General features: G+C 62.3%; 17 protein-coding genes and 1 pseudogene. 6 read left to right on the top strand and 12 right to left on the bottom strand.

What is annotated here, in order from left to right:
- Positions 1 to 198: 198 nt before the first annotated feature.
- The 7 genes from AB9K35_RS06465 to AB9K35_RS06495 all read right to left on the bottom strand — a co-directional run bounded on the left by AB9K35_RS06465 (position 199) and on the right by AB9K35_RS06495 (position 4,480).
- The gene (locus tag AB9K35_RS06465) at positions 199 to 780 is read right to left on the bottom strand and encodes a PRC-barrel domain-containing protein (RefSeq protein ID WP_369924961.1); all 582 of its coding nucleotides are present in this window, start codon (positions 778 to 780) and stop codon (positions 199 to 201) included.
- Positions 781 to 1,078: 298 nt separating this feature from the next.
- Positions 1,079 to 2,056 (bottom strand): AI-2E family transporter, encoded by a 978-nt coding sequence (locus AB9K35_RS06470; RefSeq protein WP_369924962.1) that lies wholly within the window; start codon positions 2,054 to 2,056, stop codon positions 1,079 to 1,081.
- Between the two features lie 111 nt (positions 2,057 to 2,167).
- Positions 2,168 to 2,653, bottom strand: a complete 486-nt coding sequence (locus tag AB9K35_RS06475) for a hypothetical protein (RefSeq protein ID WP_369924963.1) — start codon at positions 2,651 to 2,653, stop codon at positions 2,168 to 2,170.
- Positions 2,643 to 3,041 (bottom strand): phage holin family protein, encoded by a 399-nt coding sequence (locus tag AB9K35_RS06480; RefSeq protein ID WP_222454133.1) that lies wholly within the window; start codon positions 3,039 to 3,041, stop codon positions 2,643 to 2,645. The genes AB9K35_RS06475 and AB9K35_RS06480 overlap by 11 nt, the downstream gene beginning before the upstream one ends.
- On the bottom strand, positions 3,041 to 3,433 hold the full coding sequence (locus AB9K35_RS06485; RefSeq protein WP_369924964.1) for a hypothetical protein: 393 nt from the start codon (positions 3,431 to 3,433) through the stop codon (positions 3,041 to 3,043). The genes AB9K35_RS06480 and AB9K35_RS06485 overlap by 1 nt, the downstream gene beginning before the upstream one ends.
- An 83-nt stretch (positions 3,434 to 3,516) precedes the next feature.
- Positions 3,517 to 4,020 carry an MgtC/SapB family protein gene (locus AB9K35_RS06490; RefSeq protein WP_369924965.1) on the bottom strand — a complete coding sequence of 168 codons (504 nt, stop codon included), beginning with the start codon at positions 4,018 to 4,020 and terminating at the stop codon, positions 3,517 to 3,519.
- A gap of 115 nt (positions 4,021 to 4,135) precedes the next feature.
- Positions 4,136 to 4,480: a PRC-barrel domain-containing protein gene (locus tag AB9K35_RS06495; protein WP_222454130.1), complete on the bottom strand. Its 345-nt coding sequence runs from the start codon at positions 4,478 to 4,480 to the stop codon at positions 4,136 to 4,138.
- Positions 4,481 to 4,808: 328 nt separating this feature from the next.
- Here AB9K35_RS06495 and AB9K35_RS06500 point away from each other — a divergent pair, with 328 nt between their 5' ends.
- Positions 4,809 to 5,732 carry a PRC-barrel domain-containing protein gene (locus AB9K35_RS06500; protein ID WP_369924966.1) on the top strand — a complete coding sequence of 308 codons (924 nt, stop codon included), beginning with the start codon at positions 4,809 to 4,811 and terminating at the stop codon, positions 5,730 to 5,732.
- Between the two features lie 95 nt (positions 5,733 to 5,827).
- Here the strand turns inward: AB9K35_RS06500 and AB9K35_RS06505 are convergent, their stop codons facing one another.
- Entirely contained in the window at positions 5,828 to 6,133 is a 306-nt protein-coding gene (locus AB9K35_RS06505; RefSeq protein WP_369924967.1) for a DUF6476 family protein, read from the bottom strand.
- Between AB9K35_RS06505 and AB9K35_RS06510 the strand changes: the two genes are divergently transcribed.
- The 4 genes from AB9K35_RS06510 to AB9K35_RS06525 all read left to right on the top strand — a co-directional run bounded on the left by AB9K35_RS06510 (position 6,132) and on the right by AB9K35_RS06525 (position 9,146).
- Entirely contained in the window at positions 6,132 to 7,157 is a 1,026-nt protein-coding gene (locus AB9K35_RS06510; RefSeq protein ID WP_369924968.1) for an RluA family pseudouridine synthase, read from the top strand. The two genes, AB9K35_RS06505 and AB9K35_RS06510, sit on opposite strands and share 2 nt — an antisense overlap.
- Before the next feature lie 185 nt (positions 7,158 to 7,342).
- Positions 7,343 to 8,239, top strand: coding sequence for an RNA polymerase sigma factor RpoH (rpoH, locus tag AB9K35_RS06515; RefSeq protein WP_222454126.1), 897 nt, complete (start codon positions 7,343 to 7,345; stop codon positions 8,237 to 8,239).
- Between the two features lie 196 nt (positions 8,240 to 8,435).
- A complete protein-coding gene (locus tag AB9K35_RS06520; RefSeq protein WP_369924969.1) occupies positions 8,436 to 8,702 on the top strand; it encodes a hypothetical protein in 267 nt (88 codons plus the stop codon).
- Positions 8,703 to 8,876: 174 nt separating this feature from the next.
- Positions 8,877 to 9,146, top strand: a complete 270-nt coding sequence (locus AB9K35_RS06525) for a DksA/TraR family C4-type zinc finger protein (RefSeq protein ID WP_222454124.1) — start codon at positions 8,877 to 8,879, stop codon at positions 9,144 to 9,146.
- Positions 9,147 to 9,199: 53 nt separating this feature from the next.
- Here the strand turns inward: AB9K35_RS06525 and AB9K35_RS06530 are convergent, their stop codons facing one another.
- The 4 genes from AB9K35_RS06530 to AB9K35_RS06545 form a co-directional block, all read right to left on the bottom strand.
- Positions 9,200 to 10,384: a calcium-binding protein gene (locus tag AB9K35_RS06530; RefSeq protein ID WP_369924970.1), complete on the bottom strand. Its 1,185-nt coding sequence runs from the start codon at positions 10,382 to 10,384 to the stop codon at positions 9,200 to 9,202.
- A gap of 62 nt (positions 10,385 to 10,446) precedes the next feature.
- On the bottom strand, positions 10,447 to 12,267 hold the full coding sequence (locus AB9K35_RS06535) for a M3 family oligoendopeptidase (RefSeq protein ID WP_369924971.1): 1,821 nt from the start codon (positions 12,265 to 12,267) through the stop codon (positions 10,447 to 10,449).
- A 118-nt stretch (positions 12,268 to 12,385) separates the two neighbouring features.
- Positions 12,386 to 13,348 carry an alpha/beta hydrolase gene (locus AB9K35_RS06540; protein WP_369924972.1) on the bottom strand — a complete coding sequence of 321 codons (963 nt, stop codon included), beginning with the start codon at positions 13,346 to 13,348 and terminating at the stop codon, positions 12,386 to 12,388.
- The gene (locus AB9K35_RS06545) at positions 13,348 to 13,638 is read right to left on the bottom strand and encodes an SCP2 sterol-binding domain-containing protein (RefSeq protein ID WP_222454120.1); all 291 of its coding nucleotides are present in this window, start codon (positions 13,636 to 13,638) and stop codon (positions 13,348 to 13,350) included. The genes AB9K35_RS06540 and AB9K35_RS06545 overlap by 1 nt, the downstream gene beginning before the upstream one ends.
- A gap of 101 nt (positions 13,639 to 13,739) precedes the next feature.
- On the opposite strand from AB9K35_RS06545, the pseudogene AB9K35_RS06550 reads away from it, so the two are divergent.
- A pseudogene (locus AB9K35_RS06550) lies at positions 13,740 to 13,999 on the top strand (hypothetical protein); the annotation flags it as partial.

Genomic DNA, 13,999 nt, shown 5'->3' on the forward strand with positions numbered 1-13,999 from the left:
GGCACGTAAGTGCCCGCGGCGTATTTTTTTTGGCCGCTTGCAGAGGATGCAAAGAAAAAGACCGGGTTCCGCATCGGAACCCGGTCTTCTTGTGCCGCCCATTTGCCTAAACCGGTACGAGGCAGGAAAACCGGCTAAGGGACGAGGCGAAGGGGCGGCGTCCAAAGGGGTCAGGCAACCCCTTTGAAACCGTGAATCTTACGAGCCCTGGTATTCGGGCAGGCCGTTCAGCTCTTCCTCACTCATGTGAGTGGTCACGCGGATGTCGCCCTCGGCTTCATGAATCGTCAGGTCGGACATCGGCAGTTCAACCGGCTTCTCGCCCAGACCCAGGAAACCGCCAACATCGACGATCAGTGCGTCGACACCACCGGTGGTGTTGACGATCACTTCGGACACTTCGCCGATATGCTCGTCCTTGGCGTCATAGGCAGGCGCGCCGGTCAGGGCTTCCGCGGTCACTTCGTTCATGTCCAGCGGCTCCATGGCGGTCGCATCCGCATCGGCGCTCAGCGTGGCATCCAGGTCGGTCGAACTGCTGGACTGAGCGGTGGTGGAGTCTTCGTCTACAGTGTCGCTTGTCGGGGCAAGCGGGGTGGTCGTGGCCTTGGCCTCGCCCATGGCATTGGCGTTCGCGTCGGCGGAGACATCTGCGGCCGAGCTGTTCACTTCGGCGTTGGTCGCGGCGGAACCGGACAATGCGGCTCCGGCTTCGGTATCTGCAAAGGCAGGTGCAACGGTTGCGGCAATCAGAGAAGTGGTCAGCAAAAGACGTTTCATCGGTTTGATCTCCTTTGTGTTTCACTCATCAGCGCGCTTGAGTTACAGCCACTCAACTCGCCGCGGCTCGGCATGGTTCCGGGCGAGGGAGAATTTTTTCAAAAAAAGTTTGGCAGCCCCTGCAATGCCGGAAACCTTTTAGATTTCATCGCAGTAAAAGGGGCTTGGCGCATGGGGCCTGTGTCGGCGGCAGGGAGAAATGAAGCAGCGCACCCGCGGAGGCCGCGGATGCGCTGTGTGTCCTTGCTGGAGGGCAGGGTGATCCGCCATCCAGGTGGGACAGCCCCAGGTCTGGCGCTCAGGCGACGGGGGCGGTCGGAGAGATATTGGGGGCGGGTTTCGGTGGTGTGGCAAGCATGCGGCCACACCACAGCAACACCGGTAGAGCCACGATAGCGCCTATCGGTCCCCAGATCCAAAGCCCGAAAACAATTGCCCAGAACACGAACAACGGGTTCAGGTGCAATTGACGTCCAACAAAATATGGCGTCACGAATTGGGCTTCGGTGAGGTTCAGCAGCAGGAACAGGAGCGGCGGCAACACGGCTCCGGCCCCGCCGATCTGGGTAAGCCCGGCAATGGTCAGCCCGACAAGGATCAACAAGGGGCCAAGATAAAGAATGAAATTCAGCATGGCCGCTGCCATGCCCCATATCAGTGCGCCTGGCAGGCCGATGACCATCAAGCCGGCCGCCGTCGCCACGCCGAGCCCGCCGTTGACGATGGTCACGGCGGCGAAGTACCGGGCCACGGCGCGCTCGGCACGGAAAAAGCGAACCGAATGGCGTCCTGACTGCTGGTACAGTTCGTTCCGCGTGAGCACGAAGAAAAACAGTGTCCCCGCAAAGATGAACATCTGCGCGCCGAAGTTCGGTGCCAGCCACAGGGCGTCCATCAACGTCGGAAGGCCGCTGCCTTCGTCCTCCTCGCTGCTGCCCATGGTCTGTTCCAGCTCGCTGCTGATGCTTTCAATCCCGCGCAGAACGCCCGAGGCCATCTCGAGCCAGCCCCGAACCTCCCGCTGGATGCGGGGGATGTTGTTGGCAAGCGTCGACAGCAAGGGGTCGAGGGAAAGGATCAGCAGCGCCAGCAGCGCGGTGGATAAAAGAAGCAGGCTGGAGGCAACGACCACGCGCCCGATGCCAATTCGTTCGAGCCGGTCGGCGAGGGGCGACACCACGATGCCGACCACGAGCGCAAACACAGCGGGGGCCAGTACGGGTTTTGCAAAATACATGGCCGCCGCAAGAGCGATCAGGGTGATGATCAAGAGCATGACCCTGATGGCACGCCGGGCCGTTATCGTTTGCCACATGGGTCACAATTCCCTGTCGATGTATTGCCCTGACCGGCAGACGGCCGGTCAGATGGTTTTGGGCAGGACGGGCTACAGATCCGAGGAGCCGTCATGAGAGGGGACGTACTGGGCCGTTCTGGCTGCAACCGTGCGTGCGGTTTCTGTCACCGCGTCACTCAGAGAGCTGACGAGCTGCTCTTCCTGTCGTGTCCGGGGCATCAGGGCCGCGGCGAGGGCTCCGAGTCCGAATGCGGCCCCGCCAAGCGCGACATAGCGAGCCGCCCGGGACGGGGCGCGCGCGCGCCGCTTTCCGGAAGGCGGGGTAGACTTCCTGTTCGCAGCCGACAGCAGCATCGCAGCGCCGGTGCCGACCCACGCCAGATCGCCGGCATTGCGCTGAACAAGATCCAAAGCCTGACCCGCCGCCTCGTGGCCAGCCTCCTTCACAGCCACAGCCGCCTGAGCCGGAGAGAGGCTCTGGGTGAGACGGCTGATCGACTGCTCCAGCGCCACGCGATTGCGGGCGGCTTCGGCTTCGAGAGCCTCCAACTGCATCTTTGTGTCATCATTTGACATGGGGAGCCTCCCTGATGGCATGGGTGTCCTTTCGCAGGCTTTGCAGGCTGCGGCGGGGCTTCAGGTGATCGGGATCAAGACGGGGGCGGGCCGCCGCCGCCAGGGCCAAGGCGATCAAGCCAAAGGTTACGGCGGCGAACAAGGCCGCCAGCGGTTCAGGCAGACCGAGGGCCGCGAGCCAACCTGCCAGCGCGGTCGCCAGCTGCTGGGCGGCGACAAGGACGCTGACGAGGGCCGCCACGACCAGCGCCAGTCCGGTGCGGGCACGGGACAGGCTGTGGGCCAGTTCAGCCCGGATCAGCGCCGTCTCGGCTCGGAACAGGCCAACGGCATTTCGCATCACGGTGGCAAACAACTCCGGTGCATCTTTCGGGTGAGGATAGGGCATCAGAGGTCCTCCTGCGTCTGCATCGTCGCCTCCGGAGCCGGTTGCTGCGCAAGAGCGGCAGCCGGGGCGCTGGCGGGCTGGTGAGCAAGGGGGGCATCGGTTGCAGCCGACAGATCCCGGCCTGCAGGGACGTCGTGATCGCGTGGCGGATCTGCGGGCGGATGGGCGCTGGCCTTCAAAAGACGGACAGCCGCAAATCCCGCAAGGGCCGCGCCGACACAAAACAAAGCCGGTCGGCGCCGCGCCAAGTCAGCCGTCTCGTGCAGAAGCGTCTCGGCCCCTTCTTGCAGATAGCGGCTGACAACGGGTTGCAGTTGCTCAGCCACCTGGGCGATGTGGGCCTGGTAGTTGATATTGGCGTTGGATGGTGTGCCGCTGGATCTGGATTGCATAACGTTCCTCCACGTGCGGGGTCATTCGCGGATCAACGTTTGAAGGGTCGGTTTGGTTCCCGGAGCGGGGCTGGGATCGCCGCCTAGCCGTCGTGCGAGGCGTGGCCCTTGCAATGGGTGTCGGCCTTCTTTTCGGCGATGCGCAGCACCACCACCGTGACCAGCGCGATCGCGGTCACAACAGCGGCCAGCGACAAAAGCCCGAGGGCGCAGCACACGCCAACCGCCGCGCACAACCACATCGTTGCGCCGGTCTTGAGGCCAAGAACATTCCCTTGTGAGAAGACGACCAGACCGGCCGCGAGAAAGGCAACGCCCTGGGTGACGGCTTCGATAACGCGGATGGGGTCGGTCTGGACCTTTTCGCCATCGAACACGCTGGCGGTGGTCATGTGCAGCATGACAAGGGTGTAGAGCGCCGCCGCGAGCCCGGTGAGCATATGCGTGCGCAGCCCGGCGGGACGCTTGCCGATCTCCCGCTCGAAACCGATGATGCCGCACAGTATCAGCGCTGCAAGAAGGCGGGCCAGCCAGACGGTCCAGTGCATCTCCATCGTGGTGGTAATGTCGTTCAGAGTGATGTCCACGTGACACCCGTCCCCTTGCCGTTACGTGTCGATAGATGAAGATAAAACGCCCATGCGGACGGGAGGTTCCACATGGGCGCTGTTGCTGGTCTCCCCGAAGAGGGAGGTCAGTGGGTCAGAGCCAATAGACCGGCACGCGATAGTGGTCGTGCATCTGACGCTCCCAGTCGCGATCCGCGTACCAGCCGTCATGCCGGGCGGGCGCACCTTTCACCTCTTCCTCGGTGATGTCGGTGACAAAGCCGTTTTTCTCCGGGTCGTAGTGCAGCTTGTTCCACGGAACCGGGTGATGGTCCTCGCCCAATCCCAGGAAGCCGCCAAAGCCCATAACGGCATAGGCGACCTTGCCGCTTTGCTTGTCGATCATCAGGTGATCGATCGAGCCGATATGCGCACCGCCGCGGCCGTAAACCTCGGTGCCGGTGACGTCTGCCGATGATACGAGAGTGCTAGTGGACATGGTTCGGTCCTCCTTTCTTTCGACAGCGGCCCAACGAACCGGCCTGACCCAAGGTTCCAAGGCTTGACTGATCTGCGCTGACTTTTGCTGATCGCTAGCCGGGAGAGGGGCGGGAGGGTCTGAGCGTGGTCTTCGCAAGCCGCGTGTGGCGCGTCTTGCGGCGCGAATCCGCGACATTGTAATACCCGGCTTTTTCGCAACGCCGCTGCGGTGAAAAAATCGATGCCGGGCGTCAGAAAAATGCAAGGCGCGGGAACTTTCGCGGCTGGGTGCGGTTGTCACGGTATAGGCGCTGCTGGCGCCAGTCATGACCTCAAAGGAGGAAGAAATGAAACGCATTCTGTCTACCACCGCACTGGCCGCACTGCTGGCTACCCCCCTGGCGGCCGCGAGCGAAAACGAAGCCGATTGGGCGGAAACCTTCCGCGACATGGCGACTGAGCACCATGTCCACGCCTCCGACTTCATCGGTTCGCGCGTCTACGTGTCCGAATCCGAAGTGTCCGAAACAACCATGAACGAAGCGGACGCTGAATGGGAAGATATCGGTGAAATCAGTGATGTGTTGCTGAGCCGCGACGGCAAGCTGGATTCGATCCTGGTCGATATTGGCGGCTTCCTCGGCATCGGCGAGAAAACCGTTGCCGTTCAGATGGACCGGCTGAAACTGGTCTCCGACGGCGACGCGCCGGATGAGTATTTCGTCGTGTTCAACGCCGATCGTGCGGCTCTGGAAAATGCGCCGGCTTTCGAGGAATGGGATGGCATGGCTGACGCCACCGACGTCAACGAGGTGGATGAGAACGCCGAGTTGACCGAAGAAACCGCTGCCATGGAGGCCGAAGTTGCCGAGACAGCGGAAGCCGCTGAGACGGCTGCCATGGAAGCCGAAGCTGAAATGACCGACGGTGAACGCCCGGTCGAGGGTTATCCGGCCGCACCCGAGATGGAGCTGGACGGCTACCAGACCGTGATCGTCGATGAGATCAAGGCCGAAACGCTGACCGGTGCCGCCGTTTACGACGCCCGCAGCGACTGGATTGGTGAGGTCTCGAACCTGATCGTGGACGCCGACGGCAAGGTGACTGACGCCGTGATCGACGTCGGCGGCTTCCTGGGCATCGGCGAAAAGCCGGTCAAGGTTGGCTTCGACTCGCTGACCCTGAAGCAAGCGAGCGAATCCGACGAGCTGCGGGTCTACATCGATGTGACCGAAGAGCAGCTGGAAAAAATGCCGGAATTTGAAGACTGATCCAATCTGTCTGTGAATACCACAGCGAGCCGGGTTTTCCCGGCTCGTTTTCGTTCGCGGGGCGTTTTCGCCCTCGGGTCAGCGTGAGATCTGGGTCAGTATGAGATCTGGATGGTCTGGCGCAATTCGCCGCTGCTGCGGTCAAAGATCAGAATGCTGTCTTCCTGGCTGACAATGGCGATCCAGTCGCTTCCAAGAGTCACGGCCTCGGCCTCTATGCCGGGGGGGAGGGCGATTTCCGCGGGCAAGGGCACATCATCTGCGGAGAGGCGGATGACAAGCAGAGCGATTATCACTAGAACCCCGCCAATCATCGCCACGGTCAACGTGGTAACCAGCCGACGCAGGAACCGGATCTGCGGAGGTTCCTGTTGGATTTCGGTCTCGGAAGGATCAGTCATGGGCAGCCGCCGGATTGAATTTGTCATCGCGGAAAACCCGCCTAAACGGCTTGATAAAGCGGTTTCGCGTGATGTGCCAGAGGAGGCCTCGCTGTCTCGCACCCGTCTGGCCAAGCTCATCGAGGCGGGCGCTTTGACGGTGGATGGCGCCGTGGTGCAGGATCCCAAGGCGCGGATCGAAGCCGGCGCCCAGGTGGCGATCGAGGTGCAGGAAGCCGAGGATAGCCACATCGGCCCCGAGGATATCCCGCTGGAGATCATTTTCGAAGATGATGACCTGATTGTCATCAACAAGCCTGCGGGCATGGTGGTCCACCCCGCACCGGGGTCTCCGTCGGGCACGCTGGTCAACGCCCTGCTGCATCACTTCGGCGGCGCATTGTCCGGGGTGGGAGGTGTCAAACGGCCAGGCATCGTGCATCGCATCGACAAGGAGACCAGCGGTCTCCTGGTTGTCGCCAAGTCCGACGCCGCGCATCAGGGGCTGGCTGTGCAGTTCGAAAAACACACGGTTGAGCGGTATTACCAGGCCATCTGCTATGGGGTGCCGGACGCCAGCGATCCGCGGCTGCGTGGGATCAAGGGTACCAGTTTCGAGGCGGGCAACATTCTCAAGATTACCACTCAGCTGGCCCGGCACAAGACCGACCGGCAACGGCAGGCAGTGTTGTTCCAAGGGGGCCGTCACGCGGTGACACGGGCACGGATCGTCGAGAGTTTCGGCACTCCGCCAGTGGCCGCGCTGGTGGAATGCTGGCTAGAGACGGGCCGCACCCACCAGATCCGGGTGCACATGGCCCATGCCGGTCATGGGCTGATCGGTGACCCCACCTATGGTGGACGGCGCAAGCTTGCGGCAAAGGCACTAGATGAGACAGCACAGGCCGCGGTGCGGGCGTTTCCGCGGCAGGCGCTGCATGCAGCCGTTCTGGGGTTCGATCACCCGGTCACCGGCGCAGCCCTGCGGTTCGAAGCCCCCTTGCCGCAGGATATGGCCGATCTTTTGGCAGCGTTGCGCGGATAGCCGCGCATCTGCCGCCGGGCCAGTAAACTGCCAGCAAAACATCGTGTGAATGCCTGTGATACAATTCACAGACGCCGCATCTGTCTCTAGCATAGAAGAATGCCAACACGGTCCTTGAAAAGGATTTTGCGCTAACCCATATGCGCTAATGTTAAGTCCTTATACATTTGGGAGGGACACTTTAGATGGCGAATTATGCGAACCTGCCTGCCCCGACGCCCGAAGGCGGTCTGAACCGGTATCTCCAGGAGATCCGCAAGTTTCCGCTGCTGGAGCCGGAAGAAGAGTACATGCTGGCCAAACGCTGGGTCGAAGAGCAAGACGCGGCGGCAGCGCATAAGATGGTGACCTCGCATTTGCGTTTGGCGGCCAAGATCGCCATGGGCTACCGCGGCTATGGCCTGCCGCAGGCCGAAGTGATCTCGGAAGCCAACGTTGGCCTGATGCAGGCGGTTAAACGGTTCGACCCGGAAAAGGGCTTCCGCCTGGCGACCTATGCCATGTGGTGGATCCGCGCCTCGATCCAGGAATACATCCTGCGATCCTGGTCGCTGGTGAAACTGGGCACCACGTCTGCGCAGAAGAAGTTGTTCTTCAACCTGCGCAAGGCGAAGGCCCGCATCGGCGCGCTTGAGGATGGCGACTTGCATCCCGACAACGTCAAGAAGATCGCCACCGACCTCGGCGTGACCGAGGACGAGGTGATCTCGATGAACCGGCGGATGTCCGGTGGCGATGCTTCGCTGAATGCCACAGTCGGCTCCGAAGGCGAGGGCACGATGCAATGGCAGGACTGGTTGGAGGATGAAGACGCCGACCAGGCCGGAGATTACGAGGCGCGCGACGAGCTGGAGGCGCGGCGCGAGCTGCTGGCCGCTGCTCTGGACGTGCTGAACGACCGCGAAAAGGACATCCTGACCCAGCGCCGCCTGATGGATCAGGCGGTAACGCTGGAAGAGCTGAGCAGCCAGTATAACGTCAGCCGCGAACGGATCCGCCAGATCGAGGTGCGGGCGTTTGAAAAGCTGCAGAAGAAGATGCGCGAACTGGCGTCCGAAAAGGGCATGCTGACCAGCGCCTGAGCGCCTGCAACGATCTGACATGCGAAAGGCGGTGCCATGCGGCACCGCCTTTTTGCGTTTGGAACTGGACCCTGTTCAACGCTGGCGAAGGGCTGGCGGTGGGTCTGGCGGCTGGCTCTGATCCGTGGCGGTGGCTGCGGGCAGGGCTGGATGGGGCTGGCGTAGAGCTGGCCATCAGAACTTGCGGAGATCGGCAGTGCTGCTGGCAGATATGCTGGCGCTGGTGCTGGCTGAGGGCCTGGCAAGCGGACGGGCTGGCATGAGGCTGGCGATGTCCGCTGGCGATGCGTGGCTGGCTGAAATCGATCCGGTGGCTGGCGATGCTGGCGATCTGGCTGTCCCGAAGGATGGCTGGAGAGCTGGCCGCTTGCGGCCTGTCGATTCTGGCTTGCGTGCAATCTCTGTAGCCTGTTTAGGCGGCGCGGCGGCATGGGTCAAGAAAAAAGTGTTTGAAATCAAATAGTTGATAGTTTTACTTGGGTTTGTGTGGCAACTGAAACTGTCAGGAATTCCGCATTTCTGGGCCAAGTGTCTGGAGCCGCGCGGAAATCGCTTGCGGTGGAAGCCGCTGGAAAGGGGGCTGTCGCCGCGCTAGGCTGGCGCAACCGGAGGCCGTACAGCAAGGGGAGGCAGCGCCATGGCTGGAGGATGGGCACAGGACGGTGCCGTGAGCGAACAGATCGAGGCATCGATCAGCGACGAGCTGGCGCGGATGAAGGCGCAAAAGCGCCCTACAGGCGAAAGCCTGACCCATTGCGCCGAATGCGAGGAGCCGATCCCGGAAAAGCGCCGTTTGGCGATTCCGGGCGTGAAGCTGTGCATCGACTGTCAGCAGGAGCGTGACGGCGCGCAAAAGGCCCGCGGCGGCATCAACCGGCGTGGCTCCAAGGACAGTCAGCTAAAGTAGGACGGGCAGGCGGGTTTGGTCCGCTGCCCGGGTCGCTTCAGCGCAGCGCGGGGTCACGCGAAATCGATGTGGTCCGCCAGGAGGTCCGGGGTGAGGGTTTCGGCCACACCCCCGGTCAACTTGATCACCAGCCGCTCGGTTTCTTCGGTTTCGGTGTTTTCGACCCGCAGTCTGATACCGTTTTTGCCGATGAACAGAAAATCTTCGTGGAAACGGAAATCGTCGTTGGACACGAACCGCAATTGATCCCCGTCTGAAACCGAGAAGTCCCGGATCCGTTCTGTGCCTGGCGCGGCTGAGAACACAAAGGTGTCTGCGCCGCTGCCACCGGTCAAGGTGTCCTGTCCGAGGCCGCCGTCGATGGTATCGGCGCCTTTGCCTCCTATCAGTCGGTCGTCGCCTTGCTCACCAAGCAAGCTGTCGCGACCGGAATTGCCCCGGATTACGTCATTCCCCCATCCGCCGGACAGCGAGTCATTGCCCTTGTTGCCGTGGATCAGGTCATCTCGACCGGCCGCGTTGATCGTATCGCCGCGGTGGGAGCCGATGTAGCGGTCCACAAAGGCGTTTCCGTCGATGATTTCAAAGTTCGTGAACGAGACGCTGGTATCATCGGTGGTGATTGTACCGGTCTTCAGGTCAACGACAAAATTCTCAGGTGCGCCAAAGTCGAAGAGGGAGAGCGTGTCTGTGCCGTGTCCGCCATCCAGCAGGCGGTCGTTTCCACGCGGCCGCGTGAGAATGAACTCGTCATCGCCAGCGCGCAGCGAGATTTTGTCAAGATAGATCAGAAAGCCGCGGTCATCGATGGTGTCGTCCGACCGCGAAAAGGACATGGTCTGGATGGACGTGGCGAGGAATTTTTCGAAATGATCGTTTGAATAGCGGTCGCCGCTCAGCCGGGCATCAAGGATTTTGGTGAAGTCGCCAGCTGATAGGGAAATGTCCGAAATCTCGGCAATCTGGCCCCGGTTGCTTGAGCCAAAGGTGATGCTGGTGATCGTGCCGGATGCCTGGCCGTTTGCATTCACCGTCAGATCGGCCCCTTTGAGCGTCACGCGAGGGTGAATGTTGTAATATCCGGTGGATGCATAGAGCTGTGTGCGGGTGTAGGTCACTTCGCCAGCGGTGGAGGCATCAAACGTGTAGTGTGGTGTTGGAAACACCGAGCCACCCGGAACAAATGTGCGCCCGAAAAGCGTGAAATCGATGAGTTTTTTGTAACTTGTGGTGGCCATGCCTAAACCTTGAAAATACGGGTGGCCCGACCCGAGAAATATTCGGGTCGGGAAAGGCGGGATTAGTCTTCCATCGCCTCCAGCTCATCAATGAAGCCGGAGATCATGCTGAGCCCCTTGTCCCAGAATTTCGGGTCAGTGGCGTCCAGACCAAAGGGGGCGAGCAGCTCCTTGTGGTGCTTGGAGCCGCCGGCCTTGAGCATTTCGAAATACTTGTCCTCAAAGCCTTCGGCGCCGCTTTCGTAGACCGAGTAGAGCGCGTTCACGAGGCCGTCGCCAAAGGCATAGGCGTAGACGTAGAAGGGCGAATGCACGAAGTGGGGGATATAGGCCCAGAAGGTCTCGTACCCGTCCATGTACTCAAAGGCTTCGCCCAGGGATTCCGCCTGCACCGACATCCAGATCGCGTTGATGTCATCCGGTGTCAGCTCACCCTCGGCGCGGGCGGCGTGCAGCTTGCATTCAAAGTCATAGAAAGCAATCTGGCGCACGACCGTGTTGATCATGTCCTCGACCTTGCCCGCCAGGAGCACCTTGCGCTGCTGCTGGGTCTCGGCTTTCTCCAGCATTTTGCGGAAGGTCAGCATTTCGCCGAACACGGATGCGGTTTCGGCCAGCGTCAGCGGGGTGGAGGAGAGCATCTCGCCCTGTTCGGCGGCCAGCACCTGGTGCACGCCATGGCCCAGCTCATGCGCCAGCGTCATCACGTCGCGCGGCTTGCCCAGGTAGTTCAGCATCACGTAGGGGTGCACGTTGGTCACGGTGGGGTGAGCAAAGGCGCCGGGGGCCTTGCCGGGTTTCACGCCCGCGTCGATCCAGCCCTTGGAGAAGAACGGCGCCGCCAGTTCACCCATGCGCGGGTCAAAGGCGGTGTAGGCCTCCATCACGATCTGCTCGGCCTCGTCCCAGCTGACGGTGCGGCTGTCTTCCAGCGGCAGCGGTGCGTTGCGGTCCCAGACCTGCATCACGTCCAGACCCAGCCACTTGCGCTTCAGCTCATAGTAGCGGTGGCTCAGCTTCGGGTAGGCCGCGACAACCGCCTCGCGCAGCGCCTCGACCACCTCGGGCTCGACATCGTTGGACAGGTGGCGACCGGTCTGCGGGCTGGGCATGCCGCGCCAACGGTCGACGATTTCCTTTTCCTTGGCTTGCGTGTTGTGGATCCGGGCAAAGGTCTTGATGTTGTCGGCAAAAACGCGGGCCAGTTCGCGGGCCGCGGCCTCACGCTTGCTGCGGTCCTGTTCGGTCAGCAGGTTCAGGGTGCCTTCGATGTTCAGCTCTTCGCCATTCACGGTGAAGGTGAGACCGGCGATGGTTTCGTCAAACAGCTTTTCCCAGGCGTCGCCGACGATGCCGAGATCGTGCAGGAACTTCTCCAACTCGTCCGACAGCTGGTAGGGTTTCATCGCGCGGATGCGGCGGAACACGCTTTCATAGCGGGCAAGCTCGGCGTTCGCGGCCAGATGGGCGTCCATCACGCTGTCTTCTATCCGGTTCAGCTCCAGCGTGAAGAACACCAGCGGCGTGGTCGAGATGGTGACCTTTTCTTGGCAATCGGACAGGAAGGCGGCGCGGTCGGCGTCGGTGGTCAGCTGGTAATAGCGCAGACCCGCATAGGACATGATGCGCCCGGCAACATTGTTGATCTTTTCGTTGCGCTGCACGCAGGTCAGCAGGCCATCGGCGTCCAGATCGGCCAGCTTGCCCTCATAGTCCGCGGCAAAGGCCGCGCATTCCTGCTCCAGCCAGTCCAGGTCGCGGGCCAGTTCTGGGGCCTCGTCAGAAGTGTAGAGATCGCTGAGATCCCACTCCGGCAAGTTGCCGAGGTCATCGGAACCGGCTGAGGCGTTTGCGTCGCGAACGGGGAAGGGAAGCTGGAACATGCGGGCTCCTGTCAAAATGAGTGCGTTGCCCAACATCTAAGCGCCGTGCCAGGGGATCACAAGCAGCCGCATGGCGGCCGGGGCCAGGATCGCAACAGTCGGGAGTTTCCGGGGCGCGTCAGCCGCAGTGGCGGTCGAACAGACCGCAGATGCGGTCCAGTACATGGGTGCGGATGTCCGGGGTCTCCATCAGCACTTCGTGGCGTCCCTTTTCGATCAGCTCCAGCTCGCCACCGGGCCAGCTCTGCATCCGGCGGCGGATGGCATCGGGGCTGACGATCTGCTCCTCGGTGCCCAGAAAGGTGATGCAGGGCTCCACGGGCGAGGGCAGCCGCGCCAGTTCGGCGCATTCCCGCAGGCCTTCGCGCAGCCAGCGCACGGTGGGGCCGCCAAGTGCCAGATCGGGCTGCGCCGTCAGCTGATCGGCCATCAGCTGATACATCTCCGCATCACCTGTCAGCGTGTTGCCCTCGAACGGGGTAAACTGCACGTATTGTTCTGGCGCGGTGGTGGGCATCAGCATCCCGTCCAGCCGCAGCAGCGGCGCGACGCGGCCCAGCAGGCTGACGGCCGGGCGCAGCAGCAGCGGGATCTGGATGCCCCACATCGGGCCGGTGAAGCAGCAGGCGCGAACCTCCAGCCCCTGCATCAGGGCGCGCAGCCCGATGGCGCCGCCCATCGAATGGCCGATCAGGAACCGCGGTTCCGGCGCGTCCAGTCTTTGTGCCAGATCCGTCAGCGCGACCACATCCGACTGATAGTCGGCAAAGCGCACCACATGGCCCAGCCGCCGGTCTTTCAGCATTCGCGCCGACAGCCCCTGGCCGCGCCAATCCACCGTCAGCGTGGCATAGCCGCGCTGGGCAAGGGCGGCGGCGGTCAGGCCGTATTTTTCGATGTATTCGGTGCGGCCGGGAAACAGCAGCACGGTGCCACGTGCGGTGACCTCGGGCCGCCAGAGGGCCGCGCGGATGCGCAGCCCGTCTGCCGTCGTGATCCAATGTGCCGCGCCCTGCGACGGCCCCTGCGCGATCTCGGCGAACAGGGGCGCGGGCGCCAGCTCCATCGGAGGTCCGTCCATCAGGCCAGAGCCGAGGCCAGTTTCATCGCGGCACCCATGTCACCGTCGATGGTCAGCTTACCGGACATGAAGGCGGCGGTTGGGTTCAGCTCCCCCTCGAGGATCGCCTGAAAGGTGTCAGCATCGGCCGTCATCGTGACATCGGCCTCGTCATCGCCCACCCGGGCGCCGGAGCCGTCCAGCATGATGGCGCCAAGACCTTCGATCTGGAACTTGGCGGTGGAATCGAACTCGCCCGCATCCAGTTTTTCGTTCAGGGCCTCTGCCGCCTGCTCAAGGGTAACGCTCATTTCAGTCCTCGATCTGTTTGGCGCGCTTGTAGCACAAACCTGTGAGGCATGTGCATCCAATACTGTAAAAAAGCAGCGCGCGTGATTACACTGGGGTCATCATGCTGGCAAAATTCCCAAACCTCAAAGCTATCGTGGCGGCAACGGCGGTCTTTGTCGCGATTTTCCCGCCCGCACCTCTGCGCGCCGAGGATGCGGCGGCCGGGGCGCAGCGCGCGCCGGGCGTGACGCCCGAGGTGCTGTTGCAGGACCTGGCGCTGGCGGCGCCTGCCGAAACCGCCGCCATCGACCGGGAAATTCAGGCCCTGTGGTCCCGCAGCGGTTCGGCGGCGATGGACCTGTTGCTGCGTCGCGGCCGCGA

The organism is Leisingera sp. XS_AS12 (assembly GCF_041224635.1).
Taxonomy (GTDB): Bacteria; Pseudomonadota; Alphaproteobacteria; order Rhodobacterales; family Rhodobacteraceae; genus Leisingera.